We start from the raw sequence: 19,871 nt of genomic DNA, 5'->3' as shown, positions 1-19,871 counted from the left end.
GCCCGTCCGTGCCGACCGAGCTGTCCGTCGGCCTCGCCGAGCCCACCACACAACAGGGCATCGGCGTCGTCGCACCGTTCGATTTTGCGCTCGACCGCGAGCTGTGGCGCTGGGTGCCGGAGGACGTCTCCCTCTACCTCACCCGGCTGCCGTTCTTCACCACACCGATGACCGTCGAGATGGCGGTCGCGATCGGCGATCGGCGCGCCGTCCGCAGGGCGACGCTGGACGTGCTCACCCCGGAACCCGCCGTCGTCGTCTACGCGTGCACGTCGGGCAGCTTCGTCGATGGCGCCACCGGCGAGATGGTGCTGCGCCGGACCATGCTCGACGCCGGCGCACCGGCCGCCTGCACGACCTCGGGGGCGCTGATCGACGCGCTCGCGCTGCTCGGCGTCAACCGGCTCGCGATCGCGACCCCGTACGTCGACTCCGTGACCAGCAGGCTCGTCGGGTACCTCGCGGAACACCGGGTGCGGACGGTGTCGTCGGAGGGGCTCGGACTGCTCGGCAACATCTGGCGCGTCACCTACGCCGAGGTGATCAACATCGTGCGCGCGGCCGACACGGACGACGCGGAAGCGCTCTTCATCAGCTGCACCAACCTGCCGACGTACGACCTCATCGAGCCGTTGGAGGCCGCGCTCGGCAAGCCCGTGCTCACCGCGAACCAGGTGACGATGTGGGCGGCGCTGCGCGCGATGGGCAGGACGGCGGTCGGCAGCGGGACGTTGCTGCAGGCCGGGGAGATCTCACTACGACCAGGAGCGGCATGACACCGACCATCGGCATCCTCTATCCCGGCTACTCCGCGGAGGACGACTATCCGCGCGCGGAGGCGCTGCTCGGCGGCCCACGGCTTCCGTTGGTGCACACCGAGATGCGGGAGGACGCCCACCGGGTCGACGCGCTGCTCGACATCGGCGCCGACGACGTGCTGGCCGAAGGCGTGCGCGCGCTGCCCGGCCCGCTCGACGCCGTGGTGTGGGCCTGCACGAGCGGGTCGTTCGTCTTCGGCTGGGATGGCGCAAAAGCGCAGGTGGACGCGCTGAGCGCGGCGGCGGGCGTGCCGGCGTCGAGCACCTCGTTCGCCTTCGCCGACGCCTGCGCATCGCTCGCGATCAGCAGGGTGGCCGTCGGCGCGACCTACCCGCAGGACGTCGCGGAGCGCTTCGTCGCGTTCCTGCAGCACGTGGGCGTCGAGGTGCTCACCCTGAGCTCGCGCGGGATCATCACCGCCGCGGAGGTCGGCACGCTGCCGGCGGACGCGGTGCTCGACTTCGCCGCGGCGGCCGACCACCCCGACGCGCAGGCGCTGCTGCTGCCCGACACCGCGCTGCACACCGTCGGGCTGCTCGACGCGCTGGAGGAGCGCGTCGGCAAGCCGGTGCTGACGGCGAACCAGGTCAGCATCTGGCAAGGACTGCGCCTGGCGGGCGACACCGCCGCCCGTCCCGGCTTCGGGGCGCTGTTCGCCGGCCGGCCATGAGATCGGACCAGTCGTGAGATCGGACCAGCGATGAGCATGGACCTGACCGACCTCGAACCGGTCGAGCGCCGCTCGACGGCCGCGATCGTCGCCGACCGCATCCGCGAGGCGATCATGCGCGGCACGTTCCCGCCGGGCACCCAGCTCGGTGAGGTGGAGCTGGCCGGTCGGCTGGGGGTGAGCCGCGGGCCGCTGCGCGAGGCCATGCAGCGCCTCGTCGCGGAGGGGCTGCTGCGCAGCGAGAGCCACCGCGGGTTGTTCGTGCGCGACCTCGACGCCGCCGACGTCCGCGACGTGTACGTGGCGCGGGCCGCCGTCGAGCGGGCCGCGGGCCTGCTGCTCATCGCGGGCGACCGGGCGGCCGCCGTGCAGCGGCTCGCCGACGCGCTGGCGGTGATGGAGGCCGCCGCGGACGACCCGGTGGCGCTCGCCGACGCCGACCACGCGTTCCACGCCGAGCTCGTCGCGGCCTCGGGCAGCCCGCGGCTGCGGCGGATGGCCGACACGCTGCTCGTCGAGACGCGGATGTGCCTCGCCGCGCTGCAGCAGACCGCGCCACCGGCCGACGCGCTGCTCGCCGAGCACCGCGAGCTGTGCGACGCCGTGCGCGACGGCGATCCCGGCCGTCTGACCAACGTGCTCGAGTCGCACATGCTCGACGCCGTCGAGCGGATCCTCGCGCCGACGATCGTCCCGACCGTGCCCTCGTCGCTGCCATCGTCCGACCCGAAGAAGCCGACCGACCCGGCCCCGCCAGCGCTTCCCGCGTAGTGGAGGGTCCTGAACAACTGGGACCTACTGCGCGACGCCCAGGCGGCGCCCTCGCGGCGTTGCGCGAATACGTCGATACAACAGCGGTATCGCCGCATCCGCGCGCCTTGCGATGACACCACCTGGACGCCGCTCGCTACGGCCCCAGTTGTTCAGGACCCTCCTGGCCCACACGACCTATGCACAGGCCCGAAGCCTGTGTTTCGATTGTCGACAATCCGACAAGGGAGTTCGTATGGCGCAGCTGTCCCCGATCCTCAAGCAGGCGACGCCGGTGCAGGCCGCGCGCGGCGAGGGCGTGTACCTCTACGACACCGACGGGCGACGCCACCTCGACTTCACCGCTGGCATCGGCGTCACCAGCACCGGCCACTGCCACCCGAAGGTCGTCGCGGCCGCGCAGGAGCAGGTCGCGACGCTGATCCACGGCCAGTACACGACCGTCATGCACCAGCCGTTGCTGCGGCTGGTCGAGCGGCTCGGCAGCGTGCTGCCGGCCGAGCTCGACAGCGTGTTCTTCCTCAACTCCGGCAGCGAGGCCGTCGAGGCGTCGGTGCGGCTGGCCCGCCACGCCACCGGCCGCCAGCTCGTGATCGCGTTCGAGGGCGGGTTCCACGGCCGGACCATGGGCGCCGCGGCGCTGACGACGTCCGGCGCGAAGATCAGGGCCGGGATCGGCCCGATGATGGGCGGGGTCGCGTTCGCGCCCTTCCCGTACGCGTTCCGGCACGGTTGGAGCGAGGACGAGACCGTGGCGTTCTGCCTGCGGGAGCTCGACCGGCTGCTCGTCACCGCGGCACCCGCCGGTGACGTCGCCGCGCTGCTCATCGAGCCCGTGCTGGGCGAGGGTGGATACGTGCCGACCCCGCCGGCGTTCCTCGCGGGCCTGCGCGAGCGGGCCGACGCGCACGGCATCCTGCTCGTCGCCGACGAGGTGCAGACCGGGTTCGGGCGCACCGGGAAGTTCTGGGGCCACCAGCACACGCCCGACGTCACGCCCGACATCCTGATCACCGCGAAGGGCCTGGCCAGCGGGTTCCCGCTCTCCGGCATCGCCGCGCGGCAGGAGCTGATGGCCAAGGCGCTGCCCGGCTCGCAGGGCGGCACCTACGGCGGCAACGCCGTCGCATGCGCGGCCGCGCTCGCGACCCTCGACGTGATCGAGGAGGAAGGGCTCGTCGCGAACGCCGCCGAGCAGGGCACGCGGCTGCTGGAGGGCCTGCGCAAGGTCGCGGCCGACCACCCCGGCATCGCGGACGTCCGCGGGTTGGGGCTCATGGTCGGCAACGAGTTCTGCACCCCCGACGGGGCGCCGGACACCGCGGCAGCAACACGCGCGCACGCCGCCGCGGCCGAGCGCGGCCTGCTGCTGCTGACCTGCGGTCCCTACGGCAACGTCGTCCGGATGATCCCGCCGCTCATCGTCACCGCGGAGCAGATCGACGAAGGCGTGGCGCTCTGGGCCGACGCGCTCCGCGCAACCTGACCGAACTTCCCCACCGTTTTGCCTACTTGCACAGCCGAAACGGCGTGCAGGTTGGCAAAACGGTGGGGAACTTTCGGGTCAGCGCTTGACGGGGCTGATGTTGAGGCTCATGCCGGCGAGACCGCGGGCGCGGGTCGTCAGCTTGTCGGAGACCGATCTGAGGGCCTTGGCGGCCGGCGACTCCGGCTCGGCCAGGACGATCGGTGTGCCGGTGTCGCCGCACTCGCGCAGGCGCGTCTCGAGCGGGATCTGGCCCAGCAGCGGGACGGGAGCACCGAGCGTCTGCGAGAGCGACTCGGCCACCCGCTGCCCGCCGCCGGCGCCGAAGACCTCGACCCGGGAGCCGTCGGGCAGCTCCATCCACGACATGTTCTCGACGACGCCGGCGAGCCGCTGGCGGGTCTGCTGCGCGATCGAGCCGGCCCGCTCGGCCACCTCGGCGGCCGCCATCTGCGGGGTCGTGACGACCAACAGCTCGGCGTTGGGCACGAGCTGCGCCGTGGAGATCGCGATGTCGCCGGTGCCGGGCGGCAGGTCGAGCAGCAGGACGTCGAGATCGCCCCAGAACACGTCGGCGAGGAACTGCTGCAGCGCGCGGTGCAGCATCGGGCCGCGCCACACCACGGCGTCGTTGCCCGCGGTGAACATGCCGATCGAGATGACCTTCACCCCGTGCGCCTGCGGGGGCATCATCATGTTCTCGACCTTGGTCGGCCGGTCGGTCGTCCCGAGCATGCGGGGCACCGAGTGGCCGTAGATGTCGGCGTCGACGACCCCGACGGAGAGGCCGCGCGCGGCCATCGCGGCGGCGAGGTTGACCGTCACCGACGACTTGCCGACGCCGCCCTTGCCCGACGCGACGCAGTACACGCGGGTCAGCGAGCCGGGCTGGGCGAACGGGATCACCGGCTCCGCGGAGTCGCCGCGCAGGCTCTTGCGCAGCGCGGTGCGTTGCTCGTCATTCATGACGTCCAGCTCGACCTGCACGCCGGTGACGCCGGTGACGCCGGAGACCGCCGTCGTGACCCGCGACGTGATCGTCTCGCGCATCGGGCAACCCGCGACGGTCAGGAAGACGGCGACGTGGGCGAGGCCCTCCGGCGAGACGGCCACCGATTTGACCATTCCCAGCTCGGTGATGGGCCGGTGGATCTCGGGGTCCTCGACCGTCGCGAGCGCGGCGGTGACGGCCTGCTCGATGGTCGTGGTGTTGCCGGTGGTGGACATCGGAGCCTTTCGTGGCGACGCTGGCACGGCTTCCGCCGCGACCTCTCCCATGCTACGTCCGTGCCGTTGTCGGCCCCCCTCCGTAGCATCTCCCCGCAAGGGCCGAGAAGGTTGCCCCACGACAACGGTGATCTGCGGCAAGGTATGGCGTCTGGTGTGGCACGCAGAGGGGGGAAGGGTGACGGACATCGCGGACAGGACATCGAAGACAGCTGACCGGGCCGAGGGTGAACGGGAGCGAATGAGCCCGACCCGGTCGCAGCTGGCCGCGTGGCGCTCGTTCCTGCGCGCGCACGCGACGATCACCCGCACGCTCGAGGGCGAGCTCGTCGCCGAGCAGCAGCTCTCGCTCGCCGCCTACGACGTGCTGGTGCAGCTCGCCGAGGCGCCGGAGCACCGGCTGCGCATGACGGAGCTGGCCGATGCCGTGCTGCTCTCCCGCTCCGGGGTCACGCGGCTCGTCGACCGGTTGGAGAAGGTGGGGCTCGTCGACCGGCTACCCGTCGAGAGCGACGGCCGCGGTGTTGCCGCGCGCCTCACCGACGCCGGCCTGAACCGGCTGCGCATCGCCTCCCGCACCCATCTCACCGGGATCGTGCGGCACTTCGCGGCCAAGCTCGACGAGTGCGACCTCACGACCTTGGAGGCCATCACGGGGAAGTTGATCGACTAGCCGCGGCTCCGGCTCGACCGTCCGGTAACGGGTTCGGCGCCCATTCGGTCGGAGAGCTTGTCGAGCTCGCTGCGCAGGTAGTCGCGGGTGACCACTTCGCCGACGGCGAGCCGCAGCGCGGCCAGCTCACGTGCGAGGTACTCCGTGTCGGCCTTCGTGCGTTCGGCGCGCGTCCGGTCCTCCTCCAGCGAGACACGGTCGCGGTCGTCCTGCCGGTTCTGCGCGAGCAGGATGAGCGGCGCTGCGTACGCCGCCTGCGTCGAGAAGGCCAGGTTGAGCAGGATGAACGGGTAGGCGTCCCACTGCAGCGCGATCGCGAACGTGTTGAGCGCGATCCAGACGACGACGATCACGGTCTGGATCGCGAGGAACCGGCCCGTGCCGAGGAAGCGCGCGATCCGTTCGGAGAGCCGGGCGAAGCCGTCGGGGTCGAGCTCGAACCGGGTGCGCCCCAGGCGGGGCATGTCGAGTCGGCGCTGCGTGGTCACCTCAGGCATCGGCCACCTCCGGGGTGTCGTCGGTCGGAAGGCGGTCGCGCCAGTCCGGTGGGAGCAGGTGGTCCAGCAGGTCGTCGACGGTCACCGCCCCGAGCAGGTGGTCGGCCGCGTCGACGACCGGCCCCGCCACGAGGTTGTACGCCGCGAAGTACCGGGTGATCTCGCCCATCGACGCTTCGGGGTGCAACCGGGCGAGATCGGCGTCGACGATGCCCGCGACCAGCACGAACGGCGCCTCCCGCAGGAGCCGCTGGGCGTGCACGCAGCCCAGGTAGCGCCCGGTGGGGGTCTCGGTCGGCGGCCGGCAGACGAACACCATGCTGGCCAGCGCCGGCGGGATGTCGGGGTTGCGGATCCTGGCCAGCGCCTCGGCGACGGTCGCGTCGGGCCGCAGGATGATCGGCTCGGGGGTCATGAGCCCGCCCGCGGTGTCGGCCGAGTAGCTCATCAGCCGCCGCACGGGCGCCGATTCCTCCGGCTGCATCAGCGCGAGCAACGCGTCGGCGTCGGCGTCGGGCATCTCGGCCAGCAGGTCGGCGGCGTCGTCGGGGGACATCGCCTCCAGCACGTCGGCGGCCCGCTCCGAGTCGAGGTGCCCGATCAGCGCGCGCTGGTCGTTCTCCGACATCTCCTCGAACAGGTCGGCGAGCCGCTCGTCGTCGAGCGCGTCGATCACCTCGTGCTGGCGCTTCTCCGGCAGCTCCGCGAGCGCGGCCGCGACGTCGGCGGGGCGCATCGTCTCGAAGACGCTGAGCAGCCCGGCCGTGCCCTGCCGGTCGGAGAGCGTCAGCCCGGTGACGCTGCTCCACGGCACCACCTGCACGTGCCCGCGGCGCGCGAGCCCGTGCCGGCGGGTGCGCACCGCGAGCCTGCCGACGACCCAGTCGCGCGAGCGGGTCGGCTCGATCGCGGCGTCGACGACGGTCATCTCGTCGCCGGTCTCGACGGACCGGACCGGCGCGTCGAGCATCTGCCCGACCAGCAGCGTCTCGTTGGGGCGCTGCGCGAACCCGCGCAGGCTCACCGAGCCGGTGGACAACGTGACGGCTCCCGGATCGATGGAGGTCACCCGCAGCATCGGGACGAAGATGCGCCGGCGGGTCGCCAGTTCGACGACCATGCCGAGGATGCGGGGCGGGCTCGCGTCGAGGCGCATCGTGGCGACGAGGTCGCGGACCTTGCCGATGCGTTCGCCGTCGGGGCCGAAGACAGGCAGGCCGGCCAGCTGCGCCACGAAGACCCGATCCGTTCCCACGCAGCGGAGCGTATGCCCATCGAGGACGGACTGGTCCGTCCCTCGCCCGGCCGGGCAGGCCGGTGTGGCTAAGGTCGGGTGGTGCCGCCGCTGCGCTTCGACGTGCTCGACGTGTTCACCGATCGGCCCTACTCGGGCAACCCGCTCGCCGTCGTGCACGGTGCGAACGATCTGACCACGGCCCAGATGCAGGCGATCGCGGCGGAGTTCGCGCTCTCCGAGACCGCGTTCCCGCTGCCGCCGACCGTCGCCGGCGCCGACTACCGCCTCCGCATCTTCACGCCGCTGCGCGAGCTCCCGTACGCGGGCCACCCGAGTGTCGGCGCGGCGTGGCTGCTCGCGCGCGACGGGCTCATCGGGCCCGGCGACGTCGTGCAGGAGTGCGGTGCCGGCCTGTTGCGGGTCCGGGTCGACGCTGTGGGCGCGCTGGTCGACGGCGGCCCGCCGACGGTCGGGCCCGATCTCGACGGGGTCGAGCTGGCGGCGGCGGTCGGGCTGAAGCCGGAGGACGTCGATCCCGACGTACCAGCCGGGGTGGCCGGCGCCGGGGTCTCGTTCGCGTTCCTGCCGGTGCGGCCCGACGCCGTCGCCCGCGCGGAGCTCGACGCCGCCGCGGTGATCGCCGCGACGCCGGGGCTGACCGGCCTCGCCGTCGTCGCCTTCGACCGCGAGGCATGGAAGGCGCACCTGCGCATGTTCGGGCCCGCCGTCGGCGTGCCGGAGGACCCGGCGACGGGCTCGGCCGCCGTTGCGCTGGGCGTCTTCCTGGCTGCGCGTGGGCTGCTCGGCGCGGAGGGACAGAGCGGGTTCCTCGTCGAGCAGGGCATCGAGATGGGACGGCCGTCGGAGCTGGGCGTGCTCGTGCAGTCCGAAAGCGGCCGGGCCGTCGGCACGTCGGTGCGCGGCAGCGTCGTCGCGGTGAGCCGCGGTGAGCTGGTCGCCCTGCCCGGGTAGTCCTGGGGCTACCTCGGAGTGTGGTCCCCGGTGGGTCGTTGCGGCGGGCCCGTCGACCTAGCTTGCAAATATGGGAATTCGAGCCCGGCACGTCCTGCCGGTTGTGCTGGCCGCCGTCGTGCTCGCCGGATGCGCAAACTTCGGCCCCGACTACCAGCTGACCAGCGACGAGTCCTTCCAGGCCGTCGAGCGGCTGGCCATCCGGCAGGGCGGCGGGGGTGGCGTCGGCACCGTCCGGTTCACGGCGGGTGCGCCCGGCGCGGTCGAGCTGCACCGCACGATCAACCGCAACGACGTGCGCGCGCCGGGCGAGCGGGTGACGCAGGAGGGCGGCACGTTGACGATCGATGTCGACTGCCCGCCGACGTTCGGGCCGGGGCAGTGCTTCATCGACTACGACCTCACCGTGCCGCCCGGGATGCCGACGCGGTTCGACTCGGCGGGGGAGGCGGAGGTCGTCGGCGTGGTCGGGCCGCTGATGGTGCGGGCGGGCGATGTCGTGTCGGTGACCGTGGCTCCGGGCTCCGGCCCGTACGCCGTGACCGCGGAGTCGACGGAGGGCGGGACCTCCATCGACGTGCCGGAGTCGCCGTCGGGGTTGCCGATCGACGTGCGATCGCAGGACCGCATCCGTGTGGAGACCGCCGCCTGACCCGTCCAAAGGTGGTCGCTCGTCCGGGTGGCGATGTTTGAGAAACCAATCACCCCTGTGCCCCGTGGAGGGACCCGGCGTGCCAGCATCGGCGGGTCGCCGACCTCGACGAGGAGTCGCCCCGTGACCACGAAGATCCGTGCCCGCCGTTCGTGCCTCGCGGTGCCGGGCTCGAGCCAGAAGTTCATCGACAAGGCTCGCACGCTGCCGGCCGACCAGGTGTTCCTCGACCTGGAGGACGCCGTGGCGCCGCTGGCCAAGCCGCCGGCGCGCAAGACGATCGTGGCCGCGCTCAACGAGGGCGGCTGGGGCGACCGGGTGCGGGTCGTGCGGGTGAACGACTGGACGACCGAGTGGACCTACCGCGACGTCACGGAGGTCGTCGAGGGGGCCGGCGCGAACCTCGATGCGATCATGCTGCCGAAGGTGCAGACGGCGGAGCAGGTCGTCGCGCTCGACCTCCTGCTCACCCAGATCGAGAAGACGATGGGCTACGAGATCGGTCGCATCGGCATCGAGGCACAGATCGAGAACGCGCTCGGGCTGACCAACGTCAACGCGATCGCGACGGCGTCGCCCCGGGTCGAGACGATCATCTTCGGCCCGGCCGACTTCATGGCGTCGATCAACATGAAGTCGCTGGTGGTGGGGGAGCAGCCGCCCGGGTACGACGTCGGCGACGCCTACCACCACATCCTGATGAGCATCCTCATGGCCGCCCGCGCCTACGACAAGCAGGCGATCGACGGCCCGTACCTGCAGATCAAGGACGTCGACGGGTTCCGGCGGGTCGCCGGCCGGTCCGCGGCCCTCGGCTTCGACGGCAAGTGGGTGCTGCACCCCGGCCAGATCGACGCGGCCAACGAGACCTTCAGCCCGCTGCAGAGCGACTACGACCACGCCGAGAACATCCTCGACGCCTACGAGTGGTACACCTCCGAGGCCGGCGGGAAGCGCGGCGCCGCCATGATCGGCGACGAGATGATCGACGAGGCCAGCCGCAAGATGGCGCTGGTGATCAGCAACAAGGGCCGCGCGGCCGGCATGGACCGCACGGACCGCTGGACGCCGCCGGAGAGCTGACGACACCCCCAATTTCCCCACCGTTTTGGGTGGATGCGCGCTCCCACGGCGCGCAAGTGCCCAAAACGGTGGGGAGGTTCGGGGTCGGCTGGCGGCGGCAGGAATCGTGGTCGGGTTGGCGGGAGGGCAGGAAAGCCACTTTCCTGCCCTCACAGGGCCTGAAAGTGGCTTTCCTGCCCTCACCCAGCAGCAGCCGCCCCCGTGTGCCCGCCTTCACAGCCGTTTGGGATGTCAATCAGTGGATACTGCTCAGTAGCCCAGCGTCGGGAGCTCCGCCCGGCGCGCGACTCCGCCTGGAGGCACCGCGATGGCCCGGCTCGCGCAGACGGCTGGTCTCACCGAGATCCAGCAGGAGATCCTGTCCACGGTCAGGACGTTCGTCGACAAGGAGATCATCCCGCACGCCACCGCGCTGGAGCACGCCGACACGTACCCGCAGGACATCGTCGACGGGATGAAGGAGATGGGCCTGTTCGGGCTCACGATCCCGGAGGAGTTCGGCGGCCTAGGTGAGTCGCTGCTGACGTACGCGCTGGTGGTCGAGCAGATCGCGCGCGGGTGGATGAGCGTCTCCGGCGTGATCAACACCCACTTCATCGTGGCGCACATGATCACCCAGCACGGGACGGACGAGCAGAAGCAGCGCTACCTCCCGCAGATGGCGCTGGGGGAGACTCGCGGTTCGTTCTCGATGTCCGAGCCCGACCTCGGCTCCGACGTCGCCGCGATCAAGACGAAGGCCGTCGAGGACGGCGACGACTTCGTGATCGACGGCGCGAAGATGTGGCTCACCAATGGCGGCACGTCGAACCTGACCGCCGTGCTGGTGCGCACCGACGAGGGCGCCGACAAGCCCTACCGCAACCTGACGACGTTCCTGGTGGAGAAGCCGGTCGGCTATGGCGAGGTCGCGCCGGGCCTCGTCATCCCCGGGAAGATCGACAAGATGGGCTACAAGGGCGTCGACACCACCGAGATGGTCTTCAAGGGCCACCGGGTGCCGGCCACTCAGATCCTCGGCGGCAAGCGCGGCGGCGGGTTCGCGCAGATGATGGACGGGGTCGAGGTCGGCAGGGTGAACGTCGCGGCCCGCGCCTGTGGCATCTCGATCAGGGCGTTCGAGCTGGCCGTCGAGTACGCGCAGCAGCGCTCGACGTTCGGCAAGCCGATCTCGGAGCACCAGGCCATCGCGTTCAAGCTGGCGGAGATGGCGACGAAGGTCGAGGCCGCGCACCTGATGATGGTCAACGCCGCGCGGCTGAAGGACTCCGGTAGCCGCAACGACGTCGAGGCCGGCATGGCCAAGCTCATCGCCAGCGAGTACTGCGCCGAGGTCACCCAGGAGGCGTTCCGCATCCACGGTGGTTACGGTTACTCGAAGGAGTACGAGATCGAGCGGCTGATGCGCGAAGCGCCGTTCCTGCTGATCGGCGAGGGCACGTCGGAGATCCAGAAGACGATCATCAGCCGGGGGCTCCTCAAGGAGTACCGACTGCGGTAGTGCCCGTTAGGGCACTACTGTCCTGTTCCGAGCGTTGGCAGACTGTGGACGCTCCGACGGCGAACAGCGTCGCCCGGGCGTCATGGAGAACGAGGAGGAGGCCCCCGTGTCCACACCGTTCGGCGGGCCCGCGCGCAATGCGCCCGGCCTGCAGAACCTGCCGACGCCACCCACCGGTTGGCCCGTCGGGTCCTATGCCACCTATGCGGAAGCGCAGCGTGCGGTCGATCACCTGGCCGATTCCGACTTCCCGGTCCGCGACGTGACGATCGTCGGCGTCGACCTGATGCTCGTCGAGCGGGTCATCGGGCGCCTGACCTGGGGGCGCGTGCTGATGTCCGGCGCCGCCTCCGGTGCGTGGCTCGGGTTCTTCGTGGGTGTGCTGCTCTCGCTGTTCTCCCCGAACCCCGCCGGCATCGCGCTGACGCCCATCCTCGCCGGTCTGGCGATCGGTGTCGTGTTCGGCGTGATCTTCGCGGCGGTCGGCTACGGCGCGAGCCGCGGCCGGCGCGACTTCACCTCGGCGAGCCAGATGGTGGCCGGCCGGTACGACGTGCTGTGCCAGCCGCGCAACGCCGAGAAGGCCCGCGAGCTGCTGGCCAAGTTGGCGATGGGGACCAATTCGGATTGATCGAAAGATCCCCCGACGTGGCCTTTTAAGGTCACGTTTCGACGAGCGTCCGACGCTCCCGATTGCGGGCCACGGGCGACGCGCATAGGTTCGGATCATCCGGCACAAATCGTGACCGGGGTCACAGTCATGCGCGACGCCTCGGGAGCGACGTGCTCGGACGGGGGAATCGTATGCGCGACCCGGTTCAACCGATGCCACGACGGAGGCGTCGCGGCGCGCTCGTCGTAGGTGCATGCGCGCTGCTCGCCGCGGCTGCGGTAGCAGGGTGCGGCTCGGGGCCCGCCGGGCCTCCGGTGCTGAACTTCTACACGCCGGCCGACAACGCGAGCGGCTACGCGGCGGCCGCGAAGGCATGCACCGCCGCGGCCAACGGCCGCTACAGCGTCGTGCAGCAATCGCTCCCGAAGGGCGCCGACGACCAGCGCCTCCAGCTCGCCCGCCGGCTCGTCGCCGGTGACCCCGCCGTCGACCTCGTCGGCATCGACGTGACGTGGACGGCGGAGTTCGCCAAGGCGGGGTGGATCGAGAAGTTCCCGGCCGACGTCGCGGCGAAGATCGAGCAGGGCACCCTGCCGGCGACGTTGGAGACGGCCACGTACGAGGACACCCTCTACGCCGCTCCGCTCAACACGAACACGCAGATCCTCTGGTACCGCAAGGACCTCTCGCCGACCCCGCCCGCCACCTGGGACGAGATGATCGCGGCGTCGGAGAAGCTCGCGCAGCAGGGCCTGCCGTCCTACATCGAGACGCAGGCCGCGCAGTACGAGGGCATCGTCGTCTGGTTCAACACGCTGCTTGCCAGCGGTGGCGGCCAGGTCGTCTCCGAGAACGGCGAGGTGCTGATCGACAAGGGCGACGCCGCCCGCAAGGCGCTCTCGATCATGCAGCGCACCGCCACCGCGCCGGGCGCCGACCCCTCGCTCTCGGTGGCGAAGGAGAACGACGGGCGGCTCGCGATGGAGGCCGGCACCGCGGCCTTCCAGGTCAACTACCCGTTCGTCAACGCCTCGATCAACACCGCGCCGCCGGACGGCGGTGGCGGCGGCACGTTCATCGACCAGCAGGGCAAGCCGTCGGCGACCGACACCGGCCGCCGCGTGGTCGACGTGTTCGCCTGGGCCCCGTACCCCGCGGTCGACGCCGGCACGCCGGCGAAGGTGACCATCGGTGGCCTGAACATCGGCATCAGCACGACGTCGCGGTACAAGGACTTCGCCTTCGAGGCGGTGCAGTGCCTGCGCAACGAGGACGCGCAGCGCAACAACGCGCTGGAAGGCGGCGTGCCGCCCACGCTGGAGTCGCTCTACGCCGACCCCGAGTTCCAGGCGAAGTACCCGGCCTGGGAGGCGATCAAGAACTCGCTCGACGGCGCGAGCGTCCGGCCGAAGACCCCGGCCTACCAGAGCATCTCGATCGTGCTCTCCGACCTGCTCAACCCGCCGGCCCAGATCGATCCGGACGCTCTTGTCCCGCAGCTCGCCGACCAGGTGTCGCGGGCCGAGAAGTCGGAGGGGCTCGTCCCATGACCACTGCGACGACCACTACGGAAGCCGGTGCCCCGCGGCACCGGGTGAGCGGTCAACCGCCGATCTCCGAGGGCAAGAAGGCCGAACGGCGGCTCGGGCTGCTGCTCTGTGCTCCCGCGGCGATCATCATCGTGCTGGTGACGGCGTATCCGATCGGATACGCGATCTGGCTCTCCCTGCAGCGCTACGACCTGCGGTTCCCCTCCGAGCAGTCGTTCGCAGGGCTCGCCAACTACGCCGCCGTGCTGACGTCGGGCTACTGGTGGGGCGCCTTCGGGATCACGATGCTGATCACGGTCATCTCGGTCGCGATCGAGTTCGTGCTCGGGCTGGCGCTCGCGCTGATCATGCACAGGACGATCGTCGGGCGTGGGCTCACCCGCACGGTCGTGCTGATCCCCTACGGCATCGTCACGGTCGTGGCGGCCTTCAGCTGGCAGTTCGCATGGACGCCCGACAAGGGCTACCTCGCGGCGCTGCTCCCGGAAGGCAGCGCGCCGCTGACCGACCAGGCCGCCGCACTGGCGATCATCATCGGGGCCGAGGTCTGGAAGACCACGCCGTTCATGGCGCTGTTGCTCCTGGCCGGTCTCGCGCTCGTCCCTGATGACCTGCTGAAAGCTGCGCAGGTCGACGGCGCGGGCGCGTGGCAGCGGCTCACCAAGATCATCCTCCCGATGATGAAGCCGGCGATCCTCGTCGCGCTGCTGTTCCGCACGCTCGACGCCTTCCGCGTCTTCGACAACATCTACGTGCTCACGGCGGGCTCCAACGGCACGGGCTCGGTCTCGATGCTCGGCTACGACAACCTGTTCAAAGCGTTCAACCTCGGAATCGGCTCCGCGATCAGCGTGCTGATCTTCATCGCGGTCGCGTTGATCGCGCTCCTGTTCATCAAGCTGTTCGGTGCTTCGGCGCCGGGCTCCGACTCCGGGAGGCGCTGACCATGGCCGACGCATCCTCGACCGCGAGCCGCAAGACCTGGTGGGTCGTCGCGGACATCGTGGTGATCCTCTACGCGCTGGTGCCCGTGCTCTGGATCCTGAGCCTGTCGTTCAAGACGGCCGACACGATCACCGACGGCAGCTTCATCCCGCGCAGCTGGACGTTCGAGAACTACGCCCAGGTGTTCCAGATCGACCTCTTCACCTCGGCGCTGATCAACTCGATCGGCATCTCGATCATCGCAACGGTGCTGGCCGTCGTCGTCGGCACGATGGCGGCGTACGCGATCGCCCGCCTCGACTTCCCCGGCAAGAAACTGCTGGTCGGAGTGTCGCTGCTGATCGCGATGTTCCCGCAGGTCTCGCTGGTGAGCCCGCTGTTCGACATCGAGCGTGCGGTCGGGCTGTTCGACACCTGGCCCGGCCTGATCCTGCCGTACATCACCTTCGCGCTCCCGCTCGCGATCTACACGCTCTCCGCGTTCTTCCGGGAGATCCCGTGGGAGCTGGAGAAGGCGGCGAAGATGGACGGCGCGACGCCGCTGCAGGCGTTCCGGTCGATCATCGTGCCGCTCGCGGCGCCGGGTGTGTTCACCACGGCGATCCTGGTGTTCATCTTCTGCTGGAACGACTTCCTGTTCGCCGTTTCGCTGACCTCGACACGCGCGTCGCAGACCGCGACCGTTGCGATCGCGAACTTCACGGGAGCGTCCGAGTTCGCAGAACCGACCGGGTCGATCGCAGCCGCTGCCGTGCTGCTGACGATCCCGATCATCATCTTCGTGTTGCTGTTCCAGCGCCGGATCGTGGCCGGCCTGACCTCCGGTGCAGTGAAGGGCTGACGACGTGGCTGACATCGTTCTGGACGAGATCACCAAGCGCTACCCCGATGGGACCATCGGCGTCGACAAGGCGAGCTTCGAGATCGCCGACGGCGAGTTCATCATCCTGGTCGGCCCGTCTGGGTGCGGGAAGTCGACGACGCTGAACATGATCGCCGGGCTGGAGGACATCTCCGAGGGCGAGCTGCGCATCGGGGGCCAGCGCGTCAACGAGAAGGCGCCGAAGGACCGGGACATCGCGATGGTGTTCCAGTCGTACGCGCTCTACCCGCACATGAACGTGCGGGAGAACATGGCGTTCCCGCTCAAGATCGCCAAGATGGACAAGGACGAGATCAACCGGAAGGTCGAGGAAGCGGCGAAGATCCTCGACCTCACCCACCACCTCGACCGCAAGCCGGCCAACATGTCCGGTGGCCAGCGCCAGCGCGTCGCGATGGGCCGGGCGATCGTCCGCAGCCCGAAGGCGTTCCTGATGGACGAGCCGCTCTCCAACCTCGACGCCAAGCTGCGCGTGCAGATGCGCACGATGGTCTCGAAGCTGCAGCAGCGCCTCGGCACGACCACGGTCTACGTGACGCACGACCAGACCGAAGCCATGACGCTCGGCGACCGGATCGTCGTCATGCGCGGCGGCCACATCCAGCAGATCGGCTCGCCGCAGACGCTGTACGACACCCCGGCCAACCTGTTCGTCGCAGGCTTCATCGGCTCGCCCGCGATGAACTTCCTGCCGGCGAAGCTCGAAGAAGGGACGTTCCGTACCCCGCTGGGCGATCTCTCCCTCACCGACGAGCTGCGCAGCAAGCTGGAAAGCGCCAACGCGCCGCGCGAGCTCATCGTCGGCATCCGGCCGGAGCACTTCGAGGACGCCGCGCTGGTCGAGGACCACCAGAAGGCCCGCGGATCGGTCTTCACGGCCGAGGTGGACGTGCTGGAGTCGATGGGGTCGGACAAGTTCGCCTACTTCGCCGTCGAGGGCGAGCAGGCGATCTCGGACGACCTCGCCGACCTCGCGGCCGACGCCGGCACCGCCGACGTGCCCGGCGGCGACTCGGGCCAGATCGTCACGCGGCTGTCGGCGTCGTCGACGGTGGCCGAGGGCGAGCGCTCCGAGGTGTGGGTGGACACCGGCAAGATCCAGGTGTTCGACCCGCAGAGCGGGAAGAACCTCACGACACGCGAGGCCGCGCCGGCCACCGCCTGACCGTCGACAACGACGTTGTTGCTGTTCCGCGAGCGTTAGAACAGCAACAACGTCGTTGTCGACGTGGCGCCTTCGTGCGCGAGGAGCGCCAGCTTGCGTTCGATGCCGCCGCCGTAGCCCGTCGGGCTGCCGTCGGAACCGATCAGGCGGTGGCACGGGATGATGATGCTGATCGGGTTGCGGCCGTTCGCCATGCCGACGGCCCTGGCCGCCGTGGGGCGTCCGATGCGGGCGGCCAGCTCGCCGTAGGTCGCGGTCTCGCCGAACCGGACCTCCAACAGCGCCGTCCAGCACGTCTGCTGGAACGGTGTGCCGCGCGGCGCGAGCGGCACCGTGAACGCCGTCAGCTCGCCGGCGAAGTAGGCCGCGAGCTCGGCCCGCACGTCCGGGAGGCACGACGGGTCCGGCTCGCCGAACGTGCTCGCGGCCGGCAGGTACATCTGCCGGTCCATGTACAGGCCCGACAGCACGCCGTCGGTCGCCACCAGCGTGAGCGGGCCGACGGGGCTGCCGACCACGGTGTGCCGAACGTCGATCACCCGTCCATCCTGCCCGCGTCCGCCCCGGCGTTCCGGCGGGATTCGGACACGGACGCCGGCACCGGGCCCCGAAGTTGCCCACCGTTTTGCCAACCTGCACACGCTGCAGGGTGTGCAAGTTGGCAAAACGGTGGGGAAGTCAGTGGTCGCCGGGGTCGGCCTGGAGGCGTTCGACCACCTCGTCGTCCCAGCGGTGCGTGCGCATGAGCTTGTAGCGCTGGCCCGCGAAGTGCAGGTACGCCTCCGCGTCGGTCTTGTCGCCGACGAGCCCCGCCTGGTGCAGCATCCGCACGACCGGCTGGAACTCCTCCCCGAACCACCGCTTGGCGACGGTCTCGCGGTCGAGGTAGCGGCACTCCAGCTGCATGAGCCGGAAGCCCCAGGCCTCGACTGTCTCGCTCAGCACCGCGTACGACCAGGCCGAGGTGACGAGGATCGTGCACAGCGCGGGCCCCGGCAGCGGCACCCGGTCGAGGAAGACCCTGCGCAGGTCCTTCGTGATGAGGTCGCCGCGGCTGGCGATGCCGGACGAGTCGAGCTTGGTGGTGATCTCGGTGACGAGCGCGTCGATCGAGCGCAGCCGCAGTGCGTGCGCGACCGACACCCGGTGGTGCCCGTCGCGCACGAAGTACAGCTCGCCGACCTTGTAGACGTCGATCGGCGGGATCGACTCGCCGCGCCGCTGCGCCTGCGCGAGCCGCTCCCACCGCTCGCGAGTGCGCTGCGAGCGCGGCCGGAACCAGCGGTCGAAGTCCTTCGTGCGGTCGACGCTGCCGACGATCGCGTCGAGCGGGATCACCTTCTGCCCGACCCTGCGCTCGCCGGTCCGGCCGAGCGCGCCGACGACCTCGTCGAACGGCAGGATCTCCGAGATGTCGTCCGGCTCCCGGCGCAGCCACGCCGCCAGCCGCGACAGCACCTGCTGGCGTCGGATGCGCAGGAAGTCGTTCTCGGCGTCGGCCTGCGGGAAGCCGGTGTCGGCCATCAGAGCTCCAGCACCCTCCGGCCGACGACGTTGACCACCCTCGTGGCGCCGATGAACCGGTCGGGCACCGGCTCGCCGAACGGGTGGATGTGCCCGTGCAGCAGCAGCCGCGGCCGGAGGGCCTCGACCACGGCGTGCAGGCAGTCGAACCCGTGGTGCGGGGGGTCCTCGCGGTCGCCGCACCGGCGCGGCGGCGCATGCGTGAGCAGCACGTCGACCCCACGACCGTCGCGGCGTTCGCACCGACGGGCGGCCCTGACCAGCTTGCGGGCGCGCCGGGCCTGCTCGCCCTGCGTCCATTGGTTGGGGCCGTTGCGGTAGCGCACGCAGCCGCCGAGACCGGCGAACCGCAGGCCGGCGACGTCGACGACCCGCCCGTCGGCGTCGTCGTAGCCGGCTGGGCCGGGCCACTCGGACGGATGGCCGGCCCGCATCCACATGCCGGCGCGCTGTGAGAAGCCGGAGATGTCGGGGTCGTGGTTGCCGGGGACCATGACGCCGGGCTTGTCGACGGCGTCGGACAGGTCGGTGAGGTAGTCGAACGGCAGGTCGCCCGCAGCGACGATCAGGTCGACGTCACGCAGCCGGGCCGCACGCACGTGCAGCCCCGCATCGACCTCGTCGCTCACCGCGAGTGCTCTGACCATCGGCGACAGGGTACGGGGGATCGGGAATCGCGGCCCGGGTTCGGTGCGCTTGCGCTCCGGATACGTCACTATGCAATGCGTGAGTGCTGCACGCACGGGCCGCTTCGACAGGACGCAGGTGCCGCGCACGTTCGACGCCCACGCGCGGGCCTACGACAAGCTGGTTGCATCCAACCCCGGATACCACGAACACCTCCGCATGTCGGCGCGGCGGATGGGGCTGCAGAACGGCGGCAGCGGCTTGAGGCTGCTCGATCTCGGCTGCGGGACGGGCGCGTCCACGGCCGCGCTGCTGGACGCCGCTCCCGAGGCCGAGATCACCGCCATCGATGCGTCGTCGGAGATGCTGAACCAGGCGCGGCGCAAGACCTGGCCGTCGCGCGTGCGCTTCGTGCAGGGCAACGTCGACGAGCTCGACCGGATCAAGCTCACAGGGCCGTACGACGGGATCTTCGCCGCGTACCTGCTGCGCAACCTGGGCGACACCAACGCCGCGCTGCGCTCGTTCCGCACGCTGCTGCGGCCCGGTGCGCCGCTGGCCGTGCACGAGTACTCGGTGCGCGACTCGATGCGCAGCCGCATGCTCTGGACCACCGTCTGCTGGGGCGTGATCATCCCGCTCGGGCGGATCCGCAGCGGCTCCGCCGACCTCTACCGCTACCTCTGGCGCAGCGTGCTCGAGTTCGACGGCGTCGAGGCGCTCACCGCCCGCATGCGCGCCACCGGCTTCGACGACGTCATGGTCTCGACCGTGCCCGGCTGGCAGCAGCACATCGTGCACACGTTCCTCGGCCGGAGCCCCGGCGGGCAGCCGGACCCGGTGGAGGCCGTGACGCCGCCGGAGGGCGTGGATATCACCAAGGACGGGTGAGCGCGACCCCTGGTAGCGTGCCGTTCGTGCAGGTACAGCGAACGCTCCCGATCTCCCCGCCCACCGCTCCCTAGCGGGGGCGCCC

21 protein-coding genes are annotated in these 19,871 nt (G+C 70.7%); 15 read left to right on the top strand and 6 right to left on the bottom strand.

Annotated features, from left to right (window positions below):
• Positions 1 to 8 precede the first annotated feature (8 nt).
• The 4 genes from LL648_RS01070 (at position 9) to LL648_RS01055 (ending at position 3,746) form a co-directional block, all read left to right on the top strand.
• The gene (locus tag LL648_RS01070) at positions 9 to 776 is read left to right on the top strand and encodes a maleate cis-trans isomerase family protein (RefSeq protein ID WP_232660452.1); all 768 of its coding nucleotides are present in this window, start codon (positions 9 to 11) and stop codon (positions 774 to 776) included.
• Entirely contained in the window at positions 773 to 1,489 is a 717-nt protein-coding gene (locus LL648_RS01065; RefSeq protein WP_232660451.1) for a maleate cis-trans isomerase family protein, read from the top strand. Before LL648_RS01070 ends, LL648_RS01065 begins: the two co-directional genes overlap by 4 nt.
• A 30-nt stretch (positions 1,490 to 1,519) precedes the next feature.
• Entirely contained in the window at positions 1,520 to 2,260 is a 741-nt protein-coding gene (locus LL648_RS01060) for a GntR family transcriptional regulator (protein ID WP_232660450.1), read from the top strand.
• A 235-nt stretch (positions 2,261 to 2,495) separates the two neighbouring features.
• Positions 2,496 to 3,746: an aspartate aminotransferase family protein gene (locus LL648_RS01055; protein WP_232660449.1), complete on the top strand. Its 1,251-nt coding sequence runs from the start codon at positions 2,496 to 2,498 to the stop codon at positions 3,744 to 3,746.
• 78 nt (positions 3,747 to 3,824) lie between these two features.
• Here LL648_RS01055 and LL648_RS01050 read toward each other — a convergent pair whose 3' ends face one another.
• Complete coding sequence (locus LL648_RS01050; RefSeq protein ID WP_232660448.1) at positions 3,825 to 4,973, bottom strand: Mrp/NBP35 family ATP-binding protein; 1,149 nt, start codon at positions 4,971 to 4,973, stop codon at positions 3,825 to 3,827.
• A 241-nt stretch (positions 4,974 to 5,214) separates the two neighbouring features.
• Between LL648_RS01050 and LL648_RS01045 the strand changes: the two genes are divergently transcribed.
• A complete protein-coding gene (locus LL648_RS01045) occupies positions 5,215 to 5,646 on the top strand; it encodes a MarR family winged helix-turn-helix transcriptional regulator (protein ID WP_232660447.1) in 432 nt (143 codons plus the stop codon).
• Here the strand turns inward: LL648_RS01045 and LL648_RS01040 are convergent.
• Positions 5,643 to 6,143, bottom strand: coding sequence for a DUF1003 domain-containing protein (locus tag LL648_RS01040; protein WP_232660446.1), 501 nt, complete (start codon positions 6,141 to 6,143; stop codon positions 5,643 to 5,645). The two genes, LL648_RS01045 and LL648_RS01040, sit on opposite strands and share 4 nt — an antisense overlap.
• On the bottom strand, positions 6,136 to 7,398 hold the full coding sequence (locus tag LL648_RS01035) for a magnesium transporter MgtE N-terminal domain-containing protein (protein ID WP_232660445.1): 1,263 nt from the start codon (positions 7,396 to 7,398) through the stop codon (positions 6,136 to 6,138). The genes LL648_RS01040 and LL648_RS01035 overlap by 8 nt, the downstream gene beginning before the upstream one ends.
• Positions 7,399 to 7,479: 81 nt before the next feature.
• On the opposite strand from LL648_RS01035, the gene LL648_RS01030 reads away from it, so the two are divergent.
• The 9 genes from LL648_RS01030 to LL648_RS00990 all read left to right on the top strand — a co-directional run bounded on the left by LL648_RS01030 (position 7,480) and on the right by LL648_RS00990 (position 16,744).
• Complete coding sequence (locus LL648_RS01030) at positions 7,480 to 8,352, top strand: PhzF family phenazine biosynthesis protein (RefSeq protein ID WP_232660444.1); 873 nt, start codon at positions 7,480 to 7,482, stop codon at positions 8,350 to 8,352.
• A gap of 70 nt (positions 8,353 to 8,422) precedes the next feature.
• The gene (locus tag LL648_RS01025; RefSeq protein ID WP_232660443.1) at positions 8,423 to 9,004 is read left to right on the top strand and encodes a hypothetical protein; all 582 of its coding nucleotides are present in this window, start codon (positions 8,423 to 8,425) and stop codon (positions 9,002 to 9,004) included.
• A gap of 123 nt (positions 9,005 to 9,127) precedes the next feature.
• Positions 9,128 to 10,087 carry an HpcH/HpaI aldolase/citrate lyase family protein gene (locus tag LL648_RS01020; protein WP_232660442.1) on the top strand — a complete coding sequence of 320 codons (960 nt, stop codon included), beginning with the start codon at positions 9,128 to 9,130 and terminating at the stop codon, positions 10,085 to 10,087.
• A 307-nt stretch (positions 10,088 to 10,394) separates the two neighbouring features.
• A complete protein-coding gene (locus LL648_RS01015) occupies positions 10,395 to 11,588 on the top strand; it encodes an acyl-CoA dehydrogenase family protein (RefSeq protein ID WP_232660441.1) in 1,194 nt (397 codons plus the stop codon).
• A 106-nt stretch (positions 11,589 to 11,694) separates the two neighbouring features.
• Complete coding sequence (locus LL648_RS01010) at positions 11,695 to 12,219, top strand: general stress protein (RefSeq protein ID WP_232660440.1); 525 nt, start codon at positions 11,695 to 11,697, stop codon at positions 12,217 to 12,219.
• 194 nt (positions 12,220 to 12,413) lie between these two features.
• Complete coding sequence (locus LL648_RS01005; protein WP_232660439.1) at positions 12,414 to 13,751, top strand: ABC transporter substrate-binding protein; 1,338 nt, start codon at positions 12,414 to 12,416, stop codon at positions 13,749 to 13,751.
• A complete protein-coding gene (locus LL648_RS01000; RefSeq protein ID WP_232660438.1) occupies positions 13,748 to 14,695 on the top strand; it encodes a carbohydrate ABC transporter permease in 948 nt (315 codons plus the stop codon). The genes LL648_RS01005 and LL648_RS01000 overlap by 4 nt, the downstream gene beginning before the upstream one ends.
• Positions 14,696 to 14,697: 2 nt before the next feature.
• Complete coding sequence (locus LL648_RS00995; protein WP_232660437.1) at positions 14,698 to 15,537, top strand: carbohydrate ABC transporter permease; 840 nt, start codon at positions 14,698 to 14,700, stop codon at positions 15,535 to 15,537.
• A gap of 4 nt (positions 15,538 to 15,541) precedes the next feature.
• Complete coding sequence (locus tag LL648_RS00990) at positions 15,542 to 16,744, top strand: ABC transporter ATP-binding protein (protein ID WP_232660436.1); 1,203 nt, start codon at positions 15,542 to 15,544, stop codon at positions 16,742 to 16,744.
• A 35-nt stretch (positions 16,745 to 16,779) separates the two neighbouring features.
• Here LL648_RS00990 and LL648_RS00985 read toward each other — a convergent pair whose 3' ends face one another.
• The 3 genes from LL648_RS00985 to LL648_RS00975 form a co-directional block, all read right to left on the bottom strand.
• The gene (locus tag LL648_RS00985; protein ID WP_308190221.1) at positions 16,780 to 17,283 is read right to left on the bottom strand and encodes a methylated-DNA--[protein]-cysteine S-methyltransferase; all 504 of its coding nucleotides are present in this window, start codon (positions 17,281 to 17,283) and stop codon (positions 16,780 to 16,782) included.
• Between the two features lie 139 nt (positions 17,284 to 17,422).
• Positions 17,423 to 18,268, bottom strand: a complete 846-nt coding sequence (locus LL648_RS00980) for a ParB N-terminal domain-containing protein (RefSeq protein WP_232660435.1) — start codon at positions 18,266 to 18,268, stop codon at positions 17,423 to 17,425.
• Entirely contained in the window at positions 18,268 to 18,915 is a 648-nt protein-coding gene (locus LL648_RS00975) for a metallophosphoesterase family protein (RefSeq protein WP_232660434.1), read from the bottom strand. Before LL648_RS00975 ends, LL648_RS00980 begins: the two co-directional genes overlap by 1 nt.
• Before the next feature lie 70 nt (positions 18,916 to 18,985).
• On the opposite strand from LL648_RS00975, the gene LL648_RS00970 reads away from it, so the two are divergent.
• Positions 18,986 to 19,786 (top strand): class I SAM-dependent methyltransferase, encoded by an 801-nt coding sequence (locus LL648_RS00970; RefSeq protein ID WP_374111951.1) that lies wholly within the window; start codon positions 18,986 to 18,988, stop codon positions 19,784 to 19,786.
• Positions 19,787 to 19,871: the final 85 nt, after the last annotated feature.

This window comes from Pseudonocardia sp. TRM90224, from assembly GCF_021245725.1.
Lineage (GTDB): Bacteria > Actinomycetota > Actinomycetes > Mycobacteriales > Pseudonocardiaceae > Pseudonocardia.
The sequence above is the reverse complement of the archived record's forward strand: the minus strand, read 5'-3'. Positions and strand labels throughout refer to the sequence as shown.